Here is a 21,434-nt window from a genome sequence, read left to right as displayed (position 1 = left end):
TTGAAAACCATATCAAGGGAGCGTTTGTGATACTTACTTGCTAGGTATTGCTTGAAAAAGGTCGGTCTAGATATTAAAGCTGTTAAAGCAGACACTCGGCAAAATCATATCAAATGACACAATTTGATATGATTTGACCCAATATTCTCTAACATTGTCGTTCCAAATTGAGGTCTTGTACTGCAGCTGCAACTTTTTGGCGGAAGTCTTTGCTTCGCCAACCAAATTTCTAAAAAAATCAAGCTGTCTGTTAGGACAAAGTGATAGTAAAGTCAAAATCGTGGTCTAAAGAATCATCACTAAAGTCTTGGCCACTCGCGTCAAATTTTACGCGGACACTGTTGACGTTTGAAATCTTTTCGACTGGGACAGTTACTGTTCCTTGCTTTGTTACGTTCTTTGAGATATCGCCATCCCAACTTTCAGTGGAATCTGCTCCGTGCTGTTCACCATTGGAGTAGATATATGTTCCTTGAGTCGGGTAAACTGAAACATCAGCTTTGGTCTTAATTACGTAATGAATCTGCATGAAACCTTGAATAGTGAATTTGCCATCGTTGGCACTATCATAATTGTAAGCCTTGGCTGTCTTGTACAAAGTTATGCTGTCGACAGATACACTGCCGCCAGCCCAACTGTTATTCGTATAGTTCGGTTTAAAGGTCTTTTCTGAAGAAATTTCGTAATTTTTATAGCTGACAGTCAGAGTTTTCTTAGCATTGTTTTTCCCAGAAGACTTGTCGTCAGTAGTGCTCTTGGAAGAACTATTTGATGAACGGGCTACAGAGGCTTCGTCATTGGAGTCGTCGCTCGAAGAAGCGGCAGAGCCGAAGATGTAGCCAACAAAAAATACGAAAATGAAGGCGATGGTTACAGCCCACCATTGTTTGTAAAATGGCTTTTTATTGGACTTCATGGCAAGATCCCCCGGCTCTAAGACTCAGAACTATTCAGTTTGTTGTTAACGCTTAAGAAGCCGAATCCCGACAGTAGGGCGGCAAGAGCGCCGACAATACATGCTACGCCGATATCACCGAACATCATTAGCCCAATGGCAATACCAATAACCCCTAAAATGATTAACAGAATTCCAACTGCTTTCATCTTATCCTCTCCTTAACCAAGTGACTTAATTAATGCTGAAAGTTGAAAGTCTGCTTGCACACATTCCATTTTTGCCTAAAGCGGCTCAAGCAGAATTATCAGCTAAAAAATTCCCATCTTGCATGGGTCAGCATCCAATTTAAGTGTAGACTCTTAAAGAGAAGGATTGGTGGGCAGGCAGCCCACTAATGGCTAAAAGATGAAATCGCTACCGATAAGGCGGCTAAAGCCGTGGTCAAAACCGTGGCCACAAGCAGGTAGCTGATGATGATCCCGCAGGCCCGGGTAAATTTGGACTTGGATGAATGGAAAAGGCACATGCTCTTGATATTGCGGTAGTTGCAGGCAAACAGGACGATCATGAAAAGAATCATGAAAAAAGATAGCCTAAGCAGAAAAAGGTCGACTGCTGAGTCACCCTTGGCTTCCATATTAAAAGAACTAAACAGCATCAATAGGTAGCCGCAGCCCGCTGTAAGCATGCGGGCGGGCTGATGGCTGCGAAAACCTGGCAGGCGCCAGCTGGACCGGCCTAAGCCAGTGATTGCATCCTTGAATTCCTGAGCGCTTTGGTAGCGTTTCTGGCTGTTGATATGGGTGGCTTTTTCAATGATTTCCCGTTCTGGTCCTTGATAAAGGCGGACGCTGGGCAGGCAGCCGGTGTAAAGGACGTTCATCAAGACCCCGACCGCGTAGAAGTCGCTGGCTGGCCCGCTCTGGCTGAAGCCAAACTGCTCTGGAGCCGCGTAGCCTAGTGACCCCAGGATATGGGTGTCGCGGTCGGCCTCTTCTTGCGTATTCCGGGCAATATCAAAGTCAGCCAGGATCAGCTTTTGGCCATCGTAAAAAATATTCTCCGGCTTGATGTCCCGGTGAATAATTGGCGGCGTCTGCTGGTGCAGAACCGTGAGGACGTCCAGCAGCTGGCAGATCAGGTCGTGGATCTGGGCAGAAGTGAGCTTATGGGTCTCTAAGTACTGGTCGAGACGGGGAGAGTCGATGTATTCTTCAACGACGGTCAGGCGGTCGCTTTTTTCCAGGCAGACAATCTTGGGAATTGCAGTGTCCAGCTGGGCCAGCTGTTCATATAAAGGGGCGTATTCTAAAGGAAGGACCCGCTCGATGTAAGGCGTCGGGACCAGCTTCTCAACTTTGAAAATTGCCTTGTCGTCCGTTATCTTAATGGGGACAGGATTAACGTAATCGCTTATTTTTCCTTGCTTCATCTTATATAAAATCTTTCTGCCATAATGGTAACAATGGGGGTAAAAATGGAAACTGAGAAATTGCTCGCTGCTTTGAAAGCAGATCGTATTTCTAATGTACTAGATCAAGTGGCTGATTACAATTTTGCCGGCTACTTGAACAAGCTGATCGAAAACAAGGGGGTCAAGAAGAGTGACCTGTTTAATGAGGCCGCGATTGAGCGCAGCTATGGCTATCAGATCTTGAAAGGGCGGCGCCTGCCGGCAAGGAACAAGGTTCTGGCCCTGGCCATTAGCTTGAAGCTATCATTGAAAGAGACTAACCGTCTCTTGTCTTTGAGCGACAACGGGGCGCTTTATGCCAATGTGAAGCGGGATGCAGTTCTGATCTATTGCCTGGTCCGGGGGATGTCAGTGATCGATACTGACCAGCAGCTGGTCCAATATGGCTACCAGAGCTTGAACGAGGAGGAGTAAGGGGGTAAGATGTGGCAAACAGATTCAGTCATGCTGAATCAAGCCTTGTTGCTTATAATAATAAGCACCGTAAGAATAGAATTTATCTGGACTTCAATTTTTCCTGTCAATATTCTTTGCACATTTTGAAGTAAAAGATGGAGGAAAGAAATGAACTACTTGTTTTTAGTAAATTTGTTGATTGGCGGCGGGATGCTGCTGAGCGGCTTTAAGCAGCTGCCGGTGACTTTTAGCTGGCAGAAATTAGCGGTAATTTTTCTGGCAAGCGGGAGTCTGCTCCTAGTTGAAGGGATACTGGTCAGAAATGAATTTGAAACGGCGCTGGTACTTTTCGTGATCGCGGTTCTCTATTTGCTGCTGGGCCTTGCTGGCCTGGTCATGATGTTTGTCAAAAAGGACCGGCAAGCTTTCACCAGCGAAGATTGGCGCGATTTCGCGGATGTCTTGATCATCAGTGCCTTGCTCGCCTTCTACTTTTTGCGGGATGCTGCTTTTAACTTGTCCAGCCTGCTGTTGCCAGAGGCAATGTTTCTCGCTGGCCTGGTCTTGGTCTCTTGGGCAGTTAAAAACGAGAAAAACGCCTGATACGCAAAAAATCTCTGAGCTAAAACTCAGAGATTTTTGTTTGCTTACTTGCTTGGGTGGCTTGGTACTGAAACCTTGCCGGCCAGAATCTGGCTGCGGGCAGTTTGGGCCTGCTTCCAAACTGAGTCAGCCACGTAGCCCCGGGTCAAGTAGACCCCGTTGTGCTTCAAGCCGTAAACCAGCTGCTTGCCGCCTGGGAACTTGCCCTTGGCTGCCTTGGTAGCGATGTCCTTAACGGCCACGTTGACCCCGGTCATCACGCTAGTCAAGCAGAGGTTGGACTTTTTGCCGTCCTTGGACTTGTACTTGCCCAGGCTGGACTGGTCAGAGTCAACCCCGATGACCCAGACCTTCTTGCTGGAGTTAGCAGTCAGTTCTTGGTTGACTGACTTGGCTTCACTGAACAAGCCTTGGCCGGCTGAACCGGAAGCGTGGAAGATCACGTCCGCCTTCTTGGCAAACATGGCCTTGGCAATTGACTTTTCCTTGTCAGCGGCCGTAAATGAGCCGACGTATTGGTTCAAAACCGTGATCTTCTTGCCCATCTTCTTGGCCGTGTCCTGCACGCCCTTGGTGAAACCTGCATCAAATAAGTCGACGATGTCCCCGTGAACCCCGCCAATGAAGCCAACCACGTTGGTCTTGGTGGTCCGGGCCGCAATTACCCCGGCCATGTAAGAAGCATCTTGAGACTTAAAGTTGGCGGAAGTCACGTTCTTTTGCCCCTTGATCACGTCGTCGATAATGACGAAGTTCTTGTCAGTGTGCTTCTTGGCTGCTGAAGCAATCGCGCCCTTAAGTGAGTAGCCAACGCCAAAAATCGTCTTGTAGCCAGCTGCTACCGCCTGGTTGATGTTTGGCGTGAAGTCAGAAGCTGAACTGGAAGCAAAGTATTGGTAACCGTTGGTCCCCCGCTCTAAGCCTTGGGACTTGCCGTAAGCCACCATCCCTTCCCAGCCGGACTGGTTGAAGGAGTGGTCGTCAACCCCGGCAATGTCAGTGATCAAGGCCACGCTGGCTGAGCTCTTCTTGTTGGAGCCGCCGCCGTTTTGCTTGGCCCCTGAGCAGGCTGTCAAAGCAATCCCCGCTGCCAACACAGTTCCAGTAGCCAAAACTTGCTTGAATTTGATTTTCTTCACGATAAAATCCCCCTTAAAATTAACACGATTACGATCTTATCAATATTTGGTAGTCGTGTCAAAAGGACGCCCACAAGATAAAGTGTTGATTTGACGGGATTCCTATTTTTGCCAAAATGCCCTCAAGATATATGGCTCTAAGCGGGAGGGACATACTAGAGAAAATAAAAAATTACCCGGATTTTTCCAGGTAATTTTTAAAAAGTTAAAAGACATTTAGCAGTTTGCAAATTGCCAAGGCGATGTAGCCGGCCACGATCAAGGCTATCACGGTGAAGTGGCGGAGACGATTCATGACGAACATGCCGGCGAATTCCCGCAAAACCGCGTTGGGCAGGTAGTAAGGGCGGGTGTAAGAGCCGATCCCGTTAGCGTCCAGCCCCGCCTTTTTAGCAAAGATGGCTGACCGGAAGACATGGTAGTTGCTGGTAAAGAAGCAGGCCTTGAAGTTGTCATTGCCATAATCGTTGTAAGCCACGATCTGGGAAAATTCCATGTTCTGCTCGGTATTTCTGGACTGGTCTTCCAGCAGGATCAGTTCCTTCGGGACTCCCCGCTTGATAGCGTAAGCGGCCATGGCTGCCGCTTCAGAGATTTTTTCATTTGGCCCCTGGCCCCCGGACATGATGAACTTGGGCAAGGGCTGGCCCTTTTCCTGCTGGTGGTAGGCAAACTGGATGGCCCGGTTGATTCTGGCCGCCTGGATGTTGGAAATCTGGTCTCCATGGATCAGGCCTGCTCCCAAAACGATCAGGTAGTTCTGCTGGTAGCGGCGGGGGACGATCTGGTAGAGCAGAAGGTTGACCAGGAAGTTGTACATGACGGCTGCCAGGTAGACCGCGACCGTCGGGAAAATGTCCAGGATGAGGCGCAGGCCCGTCGGCGTGCTGCGGGTGAAGTGGCCGATGAAAATGAAGACCCAGAGGCCCAGCATGGCCACTGCCAGGATCAAGGTCAGCAGGTTGGGCAGGGTATGGCTCTCATGCTTTAAGACCACGTAGGAGTTCCATAAAAGCAGGATCCAGGAGAAGGAGACGATAATGGCCACGGTCATCGCCAGGATTGCCAGGACCCAGAGGTAGACCCGGCGGAAGCTGGGCAGCTTGGTGGCGTAGACCAGGAAGGTGAACCAGGCGCCCAAAGAAGCGATGAAAAAGGTGAAAAAGACCCCGTTAATCAAGCGGCGCGGGTCGCTTAGCCAGGAGAAAATAAAGGTTACCGCGGCGATTGCCACCAAAATGGTGAAGTAGCTGAAAGCCCGGTTCTGGCTGAATAGAAAGAGCAGTGTGTTTAATCTTGATGGCATTTTTAGGTCCTCATCCATATCGTTTAGAAAATTGGTCAAACTTTATTATAATAGAGGATAAGAATTTTTTTGAGACAACAAGGTGACAAACGTGAAAAAAATTGGGCATTATCTCTTTTACCTGATCGAAATCGCAATCGTGTTCGCTCTGTACACGACCCTGCAGGAGTTTTACTTCTACCCGGACATCTTTGGCTTCGGGTCGGCTGAGGCCTTCATCCTAGCCCTCTCGACCGTCTTGGTCTTCTGGTTCAGCTTCTGGCTCTATAAGGGGCAGCTGGATGATGACAATGACTGGGGCTTCAGCCAGGACTTCCACTGGGATTGGCGGAAGCTGGCTACCTCAGTCGGGGGCTTCTTCTTGATGCAGCTGCTCTACATCCTCTTGATGAACCTGATCGGCGGCGGGGTCTCAGTCAACCAGCAGAACCTGGACGACCTCCAGCAAACGGCGGGTCCGACCTATAACATTATGGTGGTCCTGGTTGCCCCGGTCATGGAGGAAATCATCTTCAGAGGGATGTTCTTCAACCTCCTCTTCAACCATGCCGGCAAGGTCGCCAAGTGGGCGGGGATCCTGGTTTCCGGTTTCTTCTTTGCCTTTGCCCACAATCCCTTCTGGTCACCATATCTCCTGGTTTACTGGATGATGGGGTCAGTCCTGGCCTGGGTCTACATGACCACCAAGGACCTGCGCTACTCCATGGCCACCCACATCATGTGGAACATGCTCAGCCTGTTTGGTTAGGCTAAAAGGAAAAAACAAGAAAACAAGAATACAACAAAAAGAGAAAAAGAGAAATCTGTTTGGATATACGAAAAGCAGCGAAGCTTAGCTTCGCTGCTTTTTATTTTTGCGCTTCGTCTTTTCTGATGTAGTGGTTGAGCATGATTGGTGAGAGAACCGTTGTCAAGATGATAACCAGAATCAAGCTGGAGTAAATGTCCTTTGGGAAAAGGTGGTGGGCAATCCCAATCTGGGCCACGATCAAGGCCACTTCTCCCCGGGAAACCATCCCGGCCCCGACGATGCTGCCTTCCAGGGGCTTAAGGCCGAAGGCTTCTGAAGAGTATTTGCCGGCCCAGTACTTGGACAGAACGCCCAGGATGGTCATAACCACGATGAAGAGGAAGTCCTGGCCAATGGAGGCAAAAGTCATCGACAGACCAATGTTGACGAAGAAGGTTGGAATGAAGACTGAGTAACCGATCGCGGAGACCGAGGAATTGACTTCAGCTTCCTGCTTGGTCTGCCGGATGGCCAGGCCGCCGAAGAAGGCCCCGACCACGGCACTCAAGCCGACTAATTCAGCGATGTAAGCCATGCCCAAAGACAGGATCAAAGAAGCGATGACCACGGAGTAGCTGACATTGATTTTTTCCGCCAGCTGCATGAACTTCGGCGCGATGAACTTGTAAACCAGCCAGACGAAGACGAAGTAGAGGGCTTCAAAGAGCAGGTTCAAGAAAAAGTTGTTGGTCAAGCCCGACTTGCCGCCTTCATGGCTGAAGGTGGTGAAGAGGCTGAGGACGATCACCGCCAAAATATCGTCGACCACCGCTGCCCCCAAAATCGCTGTTCCGGCCTTGGTCTGGAGTTTCCCGGTTGCCCGCAGGACTTCCACGGAAATGGAGACGCTGGTAGCCGCGAAAACGATCCCGATGAAGAGGGCTTCCAGGAACTGCATCTTGAAGAGCAAGGAGGCCCCGCCGACAAAGAGGATAGGTAGAATAACGCCGACCGTGGCTACTGTGAAGCTGATCTTAAAGTACTTCTTCAGTAGGTCCAGGTCGCTCTCCATCCCAGCTAAAAACATCAACATGATAACCCCGATGTCGGAGAAGAGGGTCATCGTTTCGTTAGGGTGAATCCAGCCCAAAAGAGCCGGTCCCAGCAGGATCCCCGATAAGAGCTGCCCAATGACTGGGGGCCAGTTGAAGCGGGCAAAGACTTGCCCCAGCAGGGTCGTCATTAGCAAGACCAGTATCAGTTGTCCAATAAATTCCATATTGACCTCCGTTTCAAAGAAGGGCTGGAAAGCAAAAAACTCCCAAGAAAAAGCTTCTTGACCCAAAGAAGCAAATTCTTGAAAGTTTTGAAACTCCAACCTCTGAAAAATGTTATGTTAGCTAATAATACTTTAGCAAGAAATTGGAGAAAAGACAAATGTTATAAACCGGTCTGTTTTGGATTCTTCGGTTCGGTCTTAGCCAAAAGGGCCAGGCAGATGGTGATCATGTCGACCACTTCCTGCAAAACAGCGCCCCAGAAGGCCGGAATAAGACCAGTGAAGGCCACCAGTTCCAAAAGGATAACGACCACGATGGCAGTGATAACGTCGATTTCAGCCACCTTCATGGTGTGCTTGGCAATCGCCACGGCATCGTTGATCTTGCTCAAGTCGTTGACCATGATGACCGCGTCGGCACTTTCGCTGGCCGCAGTAGCACCCTTGGCCCCCATGGCAATGCCGACGTCAGCAGCCGTCAAGCTTGGCGCGTCGTTGATCCCGTCCCCGGTCATGACGACTGGGCGGTTTTCAGGAGCTACGTTCTTGATGGCTTCGATCTTCTGGGCTGGCAAAAGGCTGGCCCGGACGTCATCGACGCCGGCCACGTCAGCAATCGCCTGGGCAACGTCCTTGTTGTCCCCGGTCAGCATCATAATGTGCTTTGCGCCTTGCTTGCGCAGACGGGCCAAAGTTTGCGGAGTTTCTGGCCGCAGCTCGTCCTTGAAGGTGATGCAGCCGGCGTACTTGCCGTCAATTGAAACGTAGACAGCAGTAGTCTTGGCCTTGGCTACCTTGGCATCTGGTGCCACGTAAGAAAGCTTGCCGACCATAACGCTCTTGCCGTCAACAGTCCCGCTGACCCCGTTACCGGTTGATTCCTGCAGCTTGCTTACGGCTTGGATCATGGACTTGTCCGTCCCTTGAACCAGGGAGCTAGCGATAATGTGGCTGGATTGCTGTTCCAGGCTGGCCGCGTAGCTTTGGATGGTTTCCTTGCTAAAGCCGTTTTCCGGCAGAACGTCTTGGATGACCAGATGGTTCTGGGTCAAGGTACCAGTCTTGTCGAAGGCAAAAGTCTTGGCCTTGGCTAATTGTTCCAAGGTTGGACCGGACTTGACGATGATGTGGTGCTTGGACATGGAGCTCATCCCCGCTACCAAGGCAACTGGCGCGGCGATCAAAAGCGGACATGGGGATGCAACGACCATGACTTCCGCGAAGCGGGTGAAGTCCCCGGTCGTTACCCAGGCAGCAATACCGATGATTAAGGAAATAATGGTAAATGGCACGGCATAGCGGTCCGCCATCTTGACGAACTTGGCCGGCTGGGCAGCTGAAGACTTAACCAGTTCAACGATGGACTGGTATTCAGAGTCCTTGGCCAGCTTCTTGACTTCCATCGTCACAGCAGTTTCCCCGTTAAGGGAACCAGACATCAATTCGTCGCCGACTGTCTTGTCAACCGGAACTGATTCCCCGGTCAAAGATGACTGGTCAAAGGCAGAGCTGCCTTCAATGATGGTCCCGTTGACTGGCACTTGCTGGCCCGGCTTGATCAAAACCTGGTCACCGATCTGCAGGTCGTCAACCTTGACTTCAACCACCTTGCCGTCAACCAGCTTGCCGGCTACCCGCGGGTTCTTGTCCAAAAGGGCCCGCAGTTCCCGGTTGGCCTGGCCGGTCGCGTAGTCTTCCAGGCTTTCGCCACCAGTAGACATGACCAGGATCATCCATTCAGCCCAGTAGTCCCGGGTAATCATCATGGAGATGACCGCGATCAGGGCCAGGACGTCGATGCCCCAGTGCCCTTCTTTCAAGTCCCCAAACATTTCCTTGGCTAAGGAAATGCTGATGTAGACACCAGCAATGTCGAACAAGACCTCCGCGATTCCCGGAATGTGCAGGACATTGTCAGTGATCAGCCCAATCGCCCCGAGAACCAGGACGACAATGAATTTCCATTGGCGTTTCATGATTATTCCTCCTAATAGTAAAAGCAAGGAGTGTGGACACACACTTTTTTATCTAAAAAGGCGATATGTCTAATTAGATATATTATCTTTTTAGATATATTTTAGCACAAATTGGATTTCTTACACTGAAAATGCTTATGATTGTATTGTTAATTCTCGGCTTCTAATTTGAGGACCTGCTTTTTGTCAACCGTGACATAGTGGTCGTCAAAAGTATGGGCCAGGTAGTTGAAGGCCTTGAACCATTCCCGCCGGGTGATCATTCCTTGAAAGACCCCCTGGTCGTCGACAACGGGGAGGAAGTTGTTGTCAACGAGCAGGTGGAGCTGGGTCTCGATGTCTTTTTCCGTAAAGTTGATGGAAACGAAGTCGGTCTCCATGACATCCTTGACCTTGTACTTGCTTAAAGGATTAACGGAAATGCCATCCAGGTCCAGCATCTTGTCGGTGATCATGGCCAGGCTTAAGAGGCCGGTGATCTGGCCCTTATTGTTCAAGACGGGAATCTTGGCGTACTTGACCTTAGTTAAGATCAAGAAGGCATGGTAAAGGGGATTGTCTTCTTCAACGATGGCAATCTTGCTGGCCGGGATCAAAAAGGAGCCGGACTTTTCCGCGAGAACGCGTTGAATAGCTGCTGAAATCATCAACCTAATTCCTTATATTTTTTCTATGCTAGTTTTTGTTTTGACATAATTTAAGTATAAAACTATTTGGGAAAAAGAAAAAGGCCTGCTCGCGCAGGCCTAATTGGTTTTCATCTACTTTGGAGGAGTAAGAATGAATGAAATAAAAAAGTGGGAGTATTTGTAACGAGTTCTACCAGCTCGTTACATTGTTTATCATACAGGGTAATTCTCAATAAAGGGTTTGGAATTCCTTAACAAAGAGTAAAGAATTGCTTGCGGATCTATAAAGACCGAAAACCTTAGGCAACAAAAAAAGCTCACGCAACGCACGTGAGCCGAAAGGGATAGATATGAATCGACTATGGAGTCAGTCGATATTTTTCATTTACTTTGGAGGAGTATGAATGAAAAACAAAAAGTTGAGTGTAGTAACAAACTCTCGCTTGCTACAGTCATTATATTATACTGTAAATGTGAACAAAGTATGACATTTAGCGAAAAAGCTCAAAAAAGCTCAAAAAAGCTCAAAAAATTGCTTCGTCCCTGGCTAGGCTTGTTAAGATAGAAGGGAATTTTCTTTTTTGGTGGAAAAAATTGCAGAAAAAAGGCTGAAAGGAGGACCAATGGGCAAAAAAGACAGAAAAAGCAGAAAAAAACTAGTCAGCCGGAAGAAGCACCACTTTTACCGGAAGCTGCGCCTGCTGATTTTTAACCTGATCCTGCTGGCGGGTCTGGCAGCTTGGGGCTACTACTGGGCCTATCCGGCTTACAGGCAGTGGCAGATGAAGCAGGCCATGCTGGCGGCCCGGCCCAAGCTGACCAAGGCAAAAGACGGAACCAGCACCAGCCCGGTCTGGCACAATTTGACGGCCTACCGGAAGGCGATCCGGGACAACTACAGCTTCGTCTACCAGGCCGCCTACCAGGCCCCGAAAAGGACGACGGTGGGCCAGGACGTGGTCATCCCGGGCCTCATCTCAACGCGGAGTTATGACTACCAGGCGAAAAAGATTACTTCAGCCAGCGCCATGACCCCCCAGGGGATCGCTGTGGTCTACAATTACCTTTTGATTACGGCCTATGACGGTCAGCACCGGCATGCCTCGGTCATTTATGTTTTGGACAAAAAGACGGGGAAATTTTTGAAAACGGTCCGCTTGCCCGGCCGCCAGCACCTGGGCGGGATTGCCTACGACCCTAAGGGGATGCAGATCTGGCTGACCGGGTCAAAGGATGGGCAGTCAGCCTTGATGTCCTTCTCCTTGGCCAAATTGATCGAATACGTGGCCAGCGCCAAGACCAGCGACCAGCTAGTTTATGACCATGAGATTCCGATCAACTCGATCGCCAAGGCCTCAGCCTTGACTTATTACGATGACCAGCTCTTTGTGGGCTACTTCAATGAAAATGGTTACGGCAAGGTTGCCAGCTACAAGCTTGCCCGGTCTGGCCAGTATAAAAATACTATTACCACCAGCGAGATTTCCAGCATCAACGAGTCTGTTTCCTGGTCTGACCCGGACGGGACGACCAGCATGAACAAGCAGATCCAGGGCCTGGCCATCTACGGGGACAAGATCTTTCTCAGCCAGTCATATGGGAGCAAGGATTCCAAGCTCTACATTTTCCCGATCACGGCCGTGAACAACCTTGACGAGTCAAATGCCGAGCAAGTGGTCAGGATGCCACCGTACTTAGAGCAGATCACGGTTTACAAGGGCCAGCTGCTCTGCCTCTTTGAATCGGCCTCCAGCCAGTATGCCCGCCAGGACATCACGGTTATGGACCGGACCCTGTCGGTCAATATCAACGCCCTGCTGGACAATAATTAACAGATAGCAACTATAAGGAAACGATAAAAAATGGATAGTCAACTTGCTAAGAAAATCATCATCGACGTGCAGATTTCCGGCTGGTCCTGCTTGATCCCGGCCAGCGGCCTGCTCTACCTCTACCAGGTCACCCATTACGCCAGCTTCTTGTGGGGCCTGGCCCTGGTCGTTTTGTACGCGGCCTACGTGCTGGCGACCGCCAAGCTGGACAGATGGCATTCACCAAGCTACGTTTTGCGGATGAGCTTGATCGCCATGTTCTTTGTCGGCTTTCTGCCTTCAATCCCGCTTTTGTTCTGCTACAGCCAGGAGCGCAAGGCCGGATTGAAGTAGCTTTTACAAAAGTGACAAAAAAATGTATAATAAAAGTAATTTTTGCGCTTTTTTAATATTTTAAGAAAGAGTAAAAAAATGAGAAGCTGTGAACGAAATATGAATTATGTGTTACAGTTGACTGTAATCAAAAAGTAAGTTGTGTTGTTTCATTCTGTTGGGATAGCAGACTCTGGTGAAAAGAAGAGGAGATGAGCTTGATGGAAAACAAGACACCAGCCAGCCGGGGGAAGGTTATCCGGTCCTTTATCCTGCGAACCTTGCTTTACAGCTTGATTTTATTAGGCTTGGTTTATTTGTATGAATATTGTGGCCTGGGTTCAACCAGCTTTATTTACAACGAATTTTAGGAGAGTTGAGTGGAAATGAGAAATATTGTCAAGACGATCGATGAGATCGCGCAAAGAGAACCAGACCTGGTAGTTTACGACTACCTGGGTCAAAAGAACACCTACGCTGACCTGCTCAAGCGGGCCAACAGCTGGGCTGCCTTGTTAAAGGAAAAGGCGCCGGCCAAGGTACCCGTTATGATTTGGGGCGGGCAGACTTTTGACATGCTGGCTTGCTTCTTGGGTTGTGTAAAGAGCGGGCACTGCTACGTGCCAATCGCCGACTATTCTAACGCTGAAAGAATCGACCTGGTCAGAGAAGTTTCTGCTTCCCCGGTCTTGATTGCTATCAGCGAATTGCCGGAAGTCGACTTGGGCGACTTGACCCTGCTTACGCCGGACGATGTTCCGGAAGAGGGGGCAGCAGACGAAGCAGACTACGTTAAGGGCGATGAAAACTTCTACATCATTTGTACTTCCGGGACGACCGGGAAGCCTAAGGGGGTCCAGATCAGCCATGACAACCTGGTCAGCTTCGTTGACTGGGAACTGAAGGATTTTGACCTGCCAGACCACCCGCGATTTTTGGCCCAGGCCCCTTACTCATTTGACCTGTCAGTCATGAGCATCTACCCGGCCCTGTTGAGCGGCGGAGAACTGGTTGTTTTGCCCCACGAAGTGACGGAAAACTTTGCCCAGCTCTTCAAGGCTCTGCCGGAAACCGACGTAAACGTCTGGGTGTCAACTCCGTCCTTTGCCCAAATGTGCTTTCTGGACCGGACTTTTGATTCCGCCCACCACGCCGGCCTCAGTCACTTCCTCTTCTGCGGGGAAGAACTGCCCCGCAAGGAAGTTGAAATGCTCAAGAAGCGCTTCCCGGACAGCCGGATTTTCAACACCTACGGTCCAACTGAAGCCACCGTGGCGGTTACCCAAGTGGAGATCACCCCGGAAATTCTGGAAAAATATGACCGCTTGCCAATCGGTTATGTCAAGGAAGACACGGAAATCACCATTGACCTCAGCCAGGGTGACGACGGCAAGAGCGGGGAAATGATCATCGCCGGCCCGTCAGTTTCCAAGGCCTACATCAACAACCCGGAAAAGACTGAAGAAGCCTTTTACCAGGAAGACGGCGTCCAGCACTACCGGACCGGGGACGTGGGCTACTTTGACGGGGACCTGCTCTTCTACAAGGGCCGGATCGGTTTCCAGATCAAGTTCAACGGCTACCGGATCGAATTGGAAGAAATCAACTTCTACATGAACCAGAATCCGCTGGTCCGCCACGCGGTTGCTGCCCCGATCTACAAGCCTGACCACACGATCAAGCAATTGGTGGCCGTGGTTGAGTTAAACGACGGGGTCAGCCGCGAGTTCGATGAAGGGGCCATTACCAAGCAGATCAGAGACGGCTTGACTAAGGACGTGATGCCGTACATGATCCCGCAGCGCTACCTTTACCAAGACGCCCTGCCGATCTCCCAGAACGGGAAGGTCGACATCAAGGCGGTCATCAAGGAGGTTAACCAGGCGTGATAAATCTGCAACCATATGAAAACCCGCAGTACTTTGTCTACCTGTTGATCGCGCTTTTGCCTTTGATCATCGGCCTTTACTTCGGCAAGCGCTACAAGTGGTACGAAGCCCTGGTCTCCCTGGCTTTCATCTTCCTCATCTTTGACGCGGACAAGTGGCAGCAGGGGGTAACCTTGATCTGCTACATCGTCTACCAGTTCCTGGTGACTTTTTCCTACCAGCATTACCGGAAGAAGACGGGGAAGGCCAACAAGACCTGGGTCTTCTGCCTGGCCGTGATCCTGGCTATTTTGCCCTTGGCCGTGGTCAAAATCTGGCCGATCGTGCCTCACAAGCAAGGGATTGACTTCGGCTTCCTGGGGATTTCCTATCTGACCTTTAAGACGGTCCAGGTGGTCATGGAGCTGCGCGACGGGACGATCAAGCAGGTGGATCCGGTAATGTATGCCCGCTTCCTCTTGTTCTTCCCGACCATTTCCAGCGGCCCGATCGACCGCTACCGCCGCTTCGTCAAGGACTATGACAAGGCGCCGAGCCGGGAAGACTACATCAAGGACCTCTCTTACGCGGTCAGATACCTCTTCCAGGGCTTCTTGTACAAGTTCCTCCTGGGCTGGTTCTTCGGGACCTACTGCCTGCCATACCTTGAGCAGCAGGCCATCCTGGCCGGGCGGATGCATCCTTTGCATCTGTCCTGGTGGCTCTTAGGGGTTATGTACTGTTACTCAATGTACCTGTTCTTTGACTTCGCGGGCTACTCCCTCTTCGCCGTGTCGATTTCCTACTTTATGGGCATCCACACGCCGATGAACTTCAACAAGCCTTTCGCGGCCCACAACATCAAGGAATTCTGGAACCGCTGGCACATGACTCTGTCCTTCTGGTTCAGAGACTTCATCTTCATGCGCTTCACCTTTTTCGCGATGAAGAAGCGCTTGATCAAGAACCGGAACCGGCTTTCGCAAGCGGCCTACCTGGTCAACTTCATGGTGATGGCGGTCTGGCACGGTTTGACCTGGTACTATATCGTCTACGGTCTCTACCACGCCCTGGCCATCATCATCAACGACATCTGGCTCCGCTTCAAGAAGAAGCACAAGCTGGTCAAGCACAACAAGTTCACCGAAGCGGTGGCAATTTTTGTGACCTTCAACGTGGTCTGCCTCAGCTTCCTGATCTTCTCAGGCTTCCTGAACAACCTGTGGTTCAACGTGCCGCTGGGCAAGTAATTTTTTAAAAAAGCAACAGAAAACAAGACAGAAAAAGATCTAGATAAATAGATTTAACAAGAAAGAGGAAAATCATGGATATTCAAAAGCAAATCGTTGACATTTTAGCTGAAGCAACTGGTGAAGACTTCTCAGACAACATGGACCAAGAACTCTACGAGAGCGGGATCATGGACTCCATGTCCACTGTGCAGATGCTCTTGACCCTGCAGGAAACCTTCGACATCACCGTTCCGGTTTCTGAATTCAACCGCGATGACTGGAACACCCCGAACAAGCTGGTTGAACAGGTGAAGAAACTGCAAGATGAAGAATAAGACAAAACTTTGGCTGATCTTTGGGCCAGTCATCTGCGCGGTGCTCTTGCTGATCGGGATCTTCTCCCTGCCTTGGGAGCGGACCTTTTCAAAGGGCAGCCTCTTCCAGGCAGCCGCTTCGCAGACTACGACGGTCTTCAAGGGCAAGGCCATGCGGCAGAAGGCCTATAAGCAGGGCTACGTGCCTTTCTATGGGTCAAGTGAATTGTCGCGTTTTGACAACATGCACCCGACTGTCCTGGCCACCAAGTACAAGCGCTCCTACATGCCTTTCCTGCTTGGGGGCGCGGGCAGCCAGTCTCTGGCCCAGTACCTGGGGATGCAGGAGGCGCCGAGCAAGAAGGCCGTGGTGATTATTTCACCGCAATGGTTTACCGCCCAGGGGCAGAACCCAGACGCCTTCGGCCTTTACTACTCGCCTCTGCATGCCAGCGACTTTATTTTGAACGCTAAAGACACGGAAGCTGACCGCTACGCGGCCCGCCGCCTTTTGCAAATGCCAAGCGTGAAGAGTGAGCACGTGATCCACCATGCCCTGCTGGAAATCGCGGCCGGGGTGGGGATCTCCAAGAAGGAGCGCTACTACCTCCGTTGGCGGCGGCAGACCTACTCCACGGAAGACAAGTTTTTTACTTCCCTGCAGATGCGCGACCGCCTGCCAAAGATTGAGCAGCAGGGGGCCAAGCTGCCGGACACTTACTCTTACGAGGGCTTGAAGAAGGCCTCAGAGAAGGAAGCCAAGAAGAATACTAAGGGGAATCCTTTTGGTATCCGGACTGGTTTTTACAAAAGGCGCTTGAACGCCAAGCTGCTTAAGAAACTGAAGGGGAGCCAGAAGAAGTTCAACTATGTTGAATCTCCGGAATACTCAGACTTCGAGCTGCTCTTGAACCAGTTTGCCAAGGACAAGACCCAGGTCCTCTTCATTATTCCGCCAGTTAACGCTAAGTGGCAGAAGTACACTGGCTTGTCACAGAAGATGTACAACACGGCCACGACTAAGATCAAGCACCAGCTGATCAGCCAGGGCTTTGACAACATCTATGACCTGTCCAAGGACGGCAAGAAGAAGTACTTCATGGAAGACACCATTCACCTGGGTTGGAACGGCTGGCTGGCTGTTGACCAGGCAGTCAAGCCTTTTATGGAGCAGAAGTACACGGAGCCGGAATACGCGATTAACGACTACTACTTGACCCAGGCCTGGCGGGAAAAGAAAAAGTTGCCGGCGGTCGCTTTAACGAATAAAGATGTCCTGGCAAAATTTAAGAAATAAGCTTTCGGGGCGAAAAGATTGTCCGAAAGCCAGTTTGAGTATATAATCTATCTGGTGTCAAATGCTTAGGCTGTTTTCTCCGGTAGCGAAAGCAGTATGTGGTTTGCTTTGGCACGCACTGTGTGAGCCTGATTCCGATGTTGGTGGAATTGGGCTTTTTGTTTGCCTATTCAAGCCAGTCGTAGCGGCTGAAGAACTGTTCCAGCTGGTAGTCGCTGCTGTCTTCGCTGTCCTTGAGCAGCTGGGCGATCCGCTTTTTGCCCATTTTTCTGACCAGCAGCTGTTTGACGGCCTGGTTGATGATGTCGTCCTTGTCTGTCCCGCTTTGGTCTTCGTAGGCTTCAAGCAGGGTGGCCAGGTCGTCATCTAAGTTGAATTTGACTTTAGTCATTTGGTCCACCTCCTCACTGATTTTAGGCAAATTATAACATTCTTAAGCCTTTTTCTGGTCTTTTGGCAAAGAAAATTGATCTGGATCAATTTTTTCTGAAAAAAAACTTGCTATAATTAAACTATCAAAAAATAAGTAAGTTAAACGGGGAGGTAATAATATGGTTAAAATGACTTTCAGCCCAGAAGCTGGGGAATTTTTGCAAAAGAAGCGGGGAGACAAGGCGGTCTTGCTCCTGGCTTTGAATGACGGGTCAAACAAGTACTCGCTGCAGGGCGGGACTTGCACGATCGGGGCCAACTTCCAGTTCGTCGCTTTGGACCAGGCTGACCCGGACTACCAAATCAAGATCGACAACGCTTTAGGCTTGGACTTGTACACGGGCCAGGCGGAAATGGGCTTCTTAGATGATAGCTTGAGCGTCGGGGAACAGTACGGGATGCTGTCCTTGAGCGACGGCAGCGGCCTGATCGACAGCGCGGTCGGCGTCAGCGTCTACGAGCCAAGTGAACTTACCGCTGAACAGATTCAAAACGGCGCCAGCTGCTAAACGTTAAAAAACATGACTTCGGAATTTGCCGGGGTCATGTTTTTTGTTTTGCTTGACAGAAACTGGGAAGGGGATTATTATGACAACATGTCATATGACAAGTTGTCATATTTTTTACATAAGGAGTTGGGTAGATGACTGTACTTGAATTAAAGGACGTCAAAAAGTACTACAAGATGCCAGGCGGGGGCCAGTACGAGGCCCTGCGCGGGGTCAATGCCAAATTTGACGCCGGGGAAATGGTCGCCATCGTCGGGGAATCGGGGTCAGGCAAGTCGACCTTGATGAACACGATCGGTGGCCTGGACTCTGACTTTGAAGGGGCCATTTTGTACGAAGGGAAGAACCTGCGCGATTTTTCCAAAAAGGAAATGGTCAACTACCATAAGAAATCAATCGGTTTTATTTTTCAAAACTTCAACTTGATCCCCCACCTGGACTTGATCGACAATGTGTCAATCGCCATGACCCTGTCCAACGCCGATAAAAAAACGCGGCGCGACCGGGCAGAAGAACTTTTGACCCAAGTGGGCCTGAAGGACCACATGCACAAGAAGCCCAGCCAACTGTCTGGTGGGCAGAAGCAACGGGTGGCCATTGCCCGGGCTCTGGCCAATGACCCAGACGTGATCATCGCCGATGAACCAACCGGGGCCCTGGACGCGGACACGACTGACGTGATCTTGAACATGATCAGAGACATCGCGGCTTCGGGCAAGCTGGTCTTAATGGTTACCCACTCAGACAAGGTAGCCAGCCACTGCAGCCGGGTTCTGCGGATTGACCAGGGGCAAATCGTCAGCGACCAGGAGCAAAAGCCCCTGGACCACCACCTGGAGCAAAGAACTGAAGTTAAAATCAAGCAGATGAGCCGCTTTAAGGCGATCTCTTTGGCTTTTAAGAACATGAAGGCCAAGTTTGGCCGCAACGCCCTGGTTGCAACCGGGATGGGGATCGGGATCATGTCCGTGATCCTCATGCTCAGTCTGGGCAAGGGGGTTACCTCTTATGTCAGCGGGCAGATGAATACTTACTCCAACCCTTTGGTCGCGGAAATCCAGAAGACTTCCAGCCAGAAGATGCGCCAGCAGGGGATGCAGGCCCAGCAAACCGGGGATAAGGCGGCTTTGGCCAAGCAGCAGCAAAACAACATGGCTTCTTTGTCCGGGACCAGTAGCGCTTCAGCTTTTAGCAAGAAGGACTTAAAGAAGCTGGAGAAGATCTCTCATGTTAAAAAGCTGCAGAAGGGCTACAGCGCGATTTCCCTGGGGACCAACCAGCTGAAATTGGGTAAGAAGACGGCTAGCATGATCTACCTTAAGACGGTCAACGACGGAATTGCCAAGTCAGAGATCAAGAAGGGCCACCTGCCTAAGGCTGGCAAGAACGAGGTTATGATCGATAGCGGCAGCGCCGACAACTTGAGCAAGAAGATCTTAGGCAAGAAGGTCAAGGCAAGTTTGCAGATCGGGACCAAGACCATCAAAAAGACGGTTAAGGTGGTCGGGATTTATGAAGCCTCCGGCTCCGGCCAGGTCAGCACCCTGCTTTTGCCTTACAGCGATCTGAAGCAGATTTTTAAAGATAACGGTCTAAGCTTGAAGGCAAACGTGGTCTACTTGACGGCAACGGACAAGCAGTACACCTCTTCCATTAAGCAAGCGGCCAAGGACAAGGGCTTTGCGGGCTCCATGCAAGAGCAGATGACGGAAATGTTTGACAGCATCTTGAGCGTCTTGACTTACGTGCTGACGGCTATCGCGGCAGTTTCCCTTCTGGTTTCAGCCATCATGATCCTGGTCGTCTTGAACATTTCCGTGGTTGAAAGAACCCAGGAAATCGGGGTCATGAAGGCCTTGGGTGCCCGGCGCAAGGACATCCGGCGGATCTTCTCTAGCGAAGCCTTTTTGCTGGGCCTGGCTTCCGGGATTGTCGGGATTGCTTTGACCTGGCTTTTGGCCCAGGGGATCAACAGCTTTACTCAGTCAGCCTTTAAGGCGGCTGTGGTCAGCTTAACCCCGCAATATGCCTTGACTGGTTTGATCATCAGTATTGTCATCAGCATGATTGCCGGGATCCTGCCAGCCAACCACGCTTCCAAGCTGGATCCAGTTGAAGCTTTGCGGAAGGAGTAAACAATGCCCAGCCAGACTTTTTTCAACCTGTCTAAGGAAAAGCAGGACCGGATTATGGCAGCGGCCCGGGAGGAATTTTTTACCCACAGCTTCGATGAAGCTTCCATCAACCGCTTGATCAAGGCGGCGGGAATTCCCCGGGGGAGCTTTTACCAATATTTTGCGGACAAGGAAGACGTCTACTTTTACCTGGGTAAGCAGATCAGCCAGAGAATGATGGAAGGGGCCCGGAAAGAATTAGCTGCCTGCGGCTATGATCCTTTTGCCCTGGCCAGGAAAATCCTGCCCCAGTGGCTGGATGAAATCTTCTATGGGGAAAACGCGGCCTTCTTCTACCGGAAGATCGACATGCTGCACTCCCAGCAAGTGCCCTGGCCTAAGCGGAAAGAAGCCCCGCTGGCCGACCTGTCTGACCAGGAGATCAAGGTTTTGACCGCTAAGGTTGCTTTGCGGGACCGGACTGACTTGGAGTTTCTCTTGCACAGCCTGCTCTTAGCCTTCATCAGCTGCCTCAGTGAAGGGGCGGCAGACTATGAAGCCGGCCGGCCTGTCGACACGGCCAAGCTGGCCCAAGTTCTGGACCGCCGCTTGAGCTACCTGGAAAATGGTTTTAGAAAGAGCTGAAACCAAATTAAGAGATGAGCAGAAACCGTGGATTTAGTCCGCGGTTTTTCTTTTTTACCAGGAAATAACATTTTTTTGAAAAATTTTTCCGGTAAGAATGACCTAAAAGCGAACTAAACAGCAGCTTCTCCCGGCTTAAGCCAGATAAAATTAAACAAAAGCCAAAAGAATGAAAAAGCAAAAATGACAACGAAGCCGTGTGTTCACATAATAAACCGAATAAAATGGCCGATTTGACGAAAGAATAAAAAGAAGGTAAAGTATTATTTATCTTGAAACGAGCCAAGTGCTTGAAGCAAGACAAAAATAAATATTGAAAACTTGTTGACAAGAAGTCAACAAGCGAGTAAGATATAAAACGTTGCGTCACTAAGACGCAGTTGGTACTTTGAAAACTGAACAAAGTTTCGCAGTGTGCGGGTCAAACATTGTTTGATCCAAACAAATAA

General features: G+C 50.3%; 22 protein-coding genes and 1 other annotated feature. Of the genes, 13 read left to right on the top strand and 9 right to left on the bottom strand.

From position 1 onward, the window contains the following. Positions 1-250 precede the first annotated feature (250 nt). The 3 genes from Q0J41_RS01585 to Q0J41_RS01575 all read right to left on the bottom strand — a co-directional run bounded on the left by Q0J41_RS01585 (position 251) and on the right by Q0J41_RS01575 (position 2,330). A complete protein-coding gene (locus Q0J41_RS01585) occupies positions 251-916 on the bottom strand; it encodes a hypothetical protein (protein WP_296225286.1) in 666 nt (221 codons plus the stop codon). A 17-nt stretch (positions 917-933) separates the two neighbouring features. Further along, positions 934-1,104: a hypothetical protein gene (locus tag Q0J41_RS01580; protein WP_296225285.1), complete on the bottom strand. Its 171-nt coding sequence runs from the start codon at positions 1,102-1,104 to the stop codon at positions 934-936. A gap of 185 nt (positions 1,105-1,289) precedes the next feature. After that, positions 1,290-2,330, bottom strand: coding sequence for a protein kinase (locus Q0J41_RS01575; RefSeq protein WP_296225283.1), 1,041 nt, complete (start codon positions 2,328-2,330; stop codon positions 1,290-1,292). Positions 2,331-2,375: 45 nt separating this feature from the next. Between Q0J41_RS01575 and Q0J41_RS01570 the strand changes: the two genes are divergently transcribed. Both Q0J41_RS01570 and Q0J41_RS01565 read left to right on the top strand, forming a co-directional pair. Continuing rightward, positions 2,376-2,786, top strand: coding sequence for a hypothetical protein (locus Q0J41_RS01570; protein WP_366937229.1), 411 nt, complete (start codon positions 2,376-2,378; stop codon positions 2,784-2,786). A gap of 150 nt (positions 2,787-2,936) precedes the next feature. Beyond that, entirely contained in the window at positions 2,937-3,371 is a 435-nt protein-coding gene (locus tag Q0J41_RS01565) for a hypothetical protein (RefSeq protein ID WP_296225279.1), read from the top strand. A 44-nt stretch (positions 3,372-3,415) separates the two neighbouring features. Here the strand turns inward: Q0J41_RS01565 and Q0J41_RS01560 are convergent, their stop codons facing one another. After that, positions 3,416-4,510, bottom strand: coding sequence for a BMP family protein (locus Q0J41_RS01560; protein ID WP_296225277.1), 1,095 nt, complete (start codon positions 4,508-4,510; stop codon positions 3,416-3,418). A gap of 205 nt (positions 4,511-4,715) precedes the next feature. Then, positions 4,716-5,816 carry a YdcF family protein gene (locus tag Q0J41_RS01555; protein ID WP_296225276.1) on the bottom strand — a complete coding sequence of 367 codons (1,101 nt, stop codon included), beginning with the start codon at positions 5,814-5,816 and terminating at the stop codon, positions 4,716-4,718. Between the two features lie 91 nt (positions 5,817-5,907). Between Q0J41_RS01555 and Q0J41_RS01550 the strand changes: the two genes are divergently transcribed. Then, entirely contained in the window at positions 5,908-6,564 is a 657-nt protein-coding gene (locus Q0J41_RS01550) for a type II CAAX endopeptidase family protein (RefSeq protein ID WP_296225275.1), read from the top strand. 100 nt (positions 6,565-6,664) lie between these two features. Here the strand turns inward: Q0J41_RS01550 and Q0J41_RS01545 are convergent, their stop codons facing one another. From Q0J41_RS01545 to cbpB, 3 genes are all read right to left on the bottom strand, one after another. Beyond that, on the bottom strand, positions 6,665-7,825 hold the full coding sequence (locus Q0J41_RS01545; protein ID WP_296225273.1) for a cation:proton antiporter: 1,161 nt from the start codon (positions 7,823-7,825) through the stop codon (positions 6,665-6,667). A 52-nt stretch (positions 7,826-7,877) separates the two neighbouring features. Further along, positions 7,878-7,926, bottom strand: a sequence feature (sodium ion sensor (DUF1646 type); this cis-regulatory element may regulate processes involved in with the transportation of sodium ions). A 60-nt stretch (positions 7,927-7,986) separates the two neighbouring features. After that, complete coding sequence (locus tag Q0J41_RS01540) at positions 7,987-9,801, bottom strand: heavy metal translocating P-type ATPase (protein WP_296225270.1); 1,815 nt, start codon at positions 9,799-9,801, stop codon at positions 7,987-7,989. A 149-nt stretch (positions 9,802-9,950) separates the two neighbouring features. After that, entirely contained in the window at positions 9,951-10,448 is a 498-nt protein-coding gene (gene cbpB, locus Q0J41_RS01535) for a cyclic-di-AMP-binding protein CbpB (protein WP_296225268.1), read from the bottom strand. A 605-nt stretch (positions 10,449-11,053) separates the two neighbouring features. Here cbpB and Q0J41_RS01530 point away from each other — a divergent pair. The 7 genes from Q0J41_RS01530 (at position 11,054) to dltD (ending at position 17,285) form a co-directional block, all read left to right on the top strand. After that, complete coding sequence (locus Q0J41_RS01530; protein ID WP_296225266.1) at positions 11,054-12,262, top strand: hypothetical protein; 1,209 nt, start codon at positions 11,054-11,056, stop codon at positions 12,260-12,262. A gap of 30 nt (positions 12,263-12,292) precedes the next feature. After that, complete coding sequence (locus tag Q0J41_RS01525; protein ID WP_270448869.1) at positions 12,293-12,595, top strand: hypothetical protein; 303 nt, start codon at positions 12,293-12,295, stop codon at positions 12,593-12,595. Between the two features lie 200 nt (positions 12,596-12,795). Further along, positions 12,796-12,945, top strand: a complete 150-nt coding sequence (locus Q0J41_RS01520) for a teichoic acid D-Ala incorporation-associated protein DltX (protein WP_296225263.1) — start codon at positions 12,796-12,798, stop codon at positions 12,943-12,945. Positions 12,946-12,960: 15 nt separating this feature from the next. Next, a complete protein-coding gene (gene dltA / locus Q0J41_RS01515; RefSeq protein ID WP_296225260.1) occupies positions 12,961-14,463 on the top strand; it encodes a D-alanine--poly(phosphoribitol) ligase subunit DltA in 1,503 nt (500 codons plus the stop codon). Then, positions 14,460-15,692 carry a D-alanyl-lipoteichoic acid biosynthesis protein DltB gene (gene dltB / locus Q0J41_RS01510; protein ID WP_296225258.1) on the top strand — a complete coding sequence of 411 codons (1,233 nt, stop codon included), beginning with the start codon at positions 14,460-14,462 and terminating at the stop codon, positions 15,690-15,692. Before dltA ends, dltB begins: the two co-directional genes overlap by 4 nt. A gap of 74 nt (positions 15,693-15,766) precedes the next feature. Continuing rightward, positions 15,767-16,009 (top strand): D-alanine--poly(phosphoribitol) ligase subunit DltC, encoded by a 243-nt coding sequence (gene dltC, locus Q0J41_RS01505; RefSeq protein WP_035162154.1) that lies wholly within the window; start codon positions 15,767-15,769, stop codon positions 16,007-16,009. Then, complete coding sequence (gene dltD / locus Q0J41_RS01500) at positions 15,999-17,285, top strand: D-alanyl-lipoteichoic acid biosynthesis protein DltD (protein WP_296225250.1); 1,287 nt, start codon at positions 15,999-16,001, stop codon at positions 17,283-17,285. Before dltC ends, dltD begins: the two co-directional genes overlap by 11 nt. Before the next feature lie 166 nt (positions 17,286-17,451). On the opposite strand, the gene Q0J41_RS01495 is transcribed toward dltD, so the two are convergent. Beyond that, positions 17,452-17,676, bottom strand: a complete 225-nt coding sequence (locus Q0J41_RS01495; protein ID WP_296225248.1) for a hypothetical protein — start codon at positions 17,674-17,676, stop codon at positions 17,452-17,454. A 160-nt stretch (positions 17,677-17,836) separates the two neighbouring features. Between Q0J41_RS01495 and Q0J41_RS01490 the strand changes: the two genes are divergently transcribed. From Q0J41_RS01490 to Q0J41_RS01480, 3 genes are all read left to right on the top strand, one after another. Next, positions 17,837-18,226 (top strand): iron-sulfur cluster biosynthesis family protein, encoded by a 390-nt coding sequence (locus Q0J41_RS01490; protein ID WP_296225246.1) that lies wholly within the window; start codon positions 17,837-17,839, stop codon positions 18,224-18,226. Between the two features lie 134 nt (positions 18,227-18,360). Beyond that, a complete protein-coding gene (locus Q0J41_RS01485) occupies positions 18,361-20,361 on the top strand; it encodes an ABC transporter ATP-binding protein/permease (protein ID WP_296225244.1) in 2,001 nt (666 codons plus the stop codon). A 3-nt stretch (positions 20,362-20,364) separates the two neighbouring features. Next, the gene (locus tag Q0J41_RS01480) at positions 20,365-20,985 is read left to right on the top strand and encodes a TetR/AcrR family transcriptional regulator (RefSeq protein WP_296225242.1); all 621 of its coding nucleotides are present in this window, start codon (positions 20,365-20,367) and stop codon (positions 20,983-20,985) included. The last annotated feature ends 449 nt before the right edge of the window (positions 20,986-21,434 follow it).

Source organism: uncultured Lactobacillus sp. (assembly GCF_944327175.1).
Classification (GTDB): Bacteria; Bacillota; Bacilli; order Lactobacillales; family Lactobacillaceae; genus Lactobacillus.
This window is presented reverse-complemented; position numbering and strand designations above follow the sequence as displayed.

Bases quoted from the DNA above. Each gene is read 5' to 3' on its own strand.
- Q0J41_RS01585 (WP_296225286.1), bottom strand. From the start codon at position 916: ATGAAGTCCAATAAAAAGCCATTTTACAAACAATGGTGGGCTGTAACC.
- Q0J41_RS01580 (WP_296225285.1), bottom strand. From the start codon at position 1,104: ATGAAAGCAGTTGGAATTCTGTTAATCATTTTAGGGGTTATTGGTATT.
- Q0J41_RS01575 (WP_296225283.1), bottom strand. From the start codon at position 2,330: ATGAAGCAAGGAAAAATAAGCGATTACGTTAATCCTGTCCCCATTAAG.
- Q0J41_RS01570 (WP_366937229.1), top strand. From the start codon at position 2,376: ATGGAAACTGAGAAATTGCTCGCTGCTTTGAAAGCAGATCGTATTTCT.
- Q0J41_RS01565 (WP_296225279.1), top strand. From the start codon at position 2,937: ATGAACTACTTGTTTTTAGTAAATTTGTTGATTGGCGGCGGGATGCTG.
- Q0J41_RS01555 (WP_296225276.1), bottom strand. From the start codon at position 5,816: ATGCCATCAAGATTAAACACACTGCTCTTTCTATTCAGCCAGAACCGG.
- Q0J41_RS01545 (WP_296225273.1), bottom strand. From the start codon at position 7,825: ATGGAATTTATTGGACAACTGATACTGGTCTTGCTAATGACGACCCTG.
- Q0J41_RS01540 (WP_296225270.1), bottom strand. From the start codon at position 9,801: ATGAAACGCCAATGGAAATTCATTGTCGTCCTGGTTCTCGGGGCGATT.
- cbpB (WP_296225268.1), bottom strand. From the start codon at position 10,448: ATGATTTCAGCAGCTATTCAACGCGTTCTCGCGGAAAAGTCCGGCTCC.
- Q0J41_RS01530 (WP_296225266.1), top strand. From the start codon at position 11,054: ATGGGCAAAAAAGACAGAAAAAGCAGAAAAAAACTAGTCAGCCGGAAG.
- Q0J41_RS01525 (WP_270448869.1), top strand. From the start codon at position 12,293: ATGGATAGTCAACTTGCTAAGAAAATCATCATCGACGTGCAGATTTCC.
- Q0J41_RS01520 (WP_296225263.1), top strand. From the start codon at position 12,796: ATGGAAAACAAGACACCAGCCAGCCGGGGGAAGGTTATCCGGTCCTTT.
- dltA (WP_296225260.1), top strand. From the start codon at position 12,961: ATGAGAAATATTGTCAAGACGATCGATGAGATCGCGCAAAGAGAACCA.
- dltC (WP_035162154.1), top strand. From the start codon at position 15,767: ATGGATATTCAAAAGCAAATCGTTGACATTTTAGCTGAAGCAACTGGT.
- dltD (WP_296225250.1), top strand. From the start codon at position 15,999: ATGAAGAATAAGACAAAACTTTGGCTGATCTTTGGGCCAGTCATCTGC.
- Q0J41_RS01495 (WP_296225248.1), bottom strand. From the start codon at position 17,676: ATGACTAAAGTCAAATTCAACTTAGATGACGACCTGGCCACCCTGCTT.
- Q0J41_RS01490 (WP_296225246.1), top strand. From the start codon at position 17,837: ATGGTTAAAATGACTTTCAGCCCAGAAGCTGGGGAATTTTTGCAAAAG.
- Q0J41_RS01485 (WP_296225244.1), top strand. From the start codon at position 18,361: ATGACTGTACTTGAATTAAAGGACGTCAAAAAGTACTACAAGATGCCA.
- Q0J41_RS01480 (WP_296225242.1), top strand. From the start codon at position 20,365: ATGCCCAGCCAGACTTTTTTCAACCTGTCTAAGGAAAAGCAGGACCGG.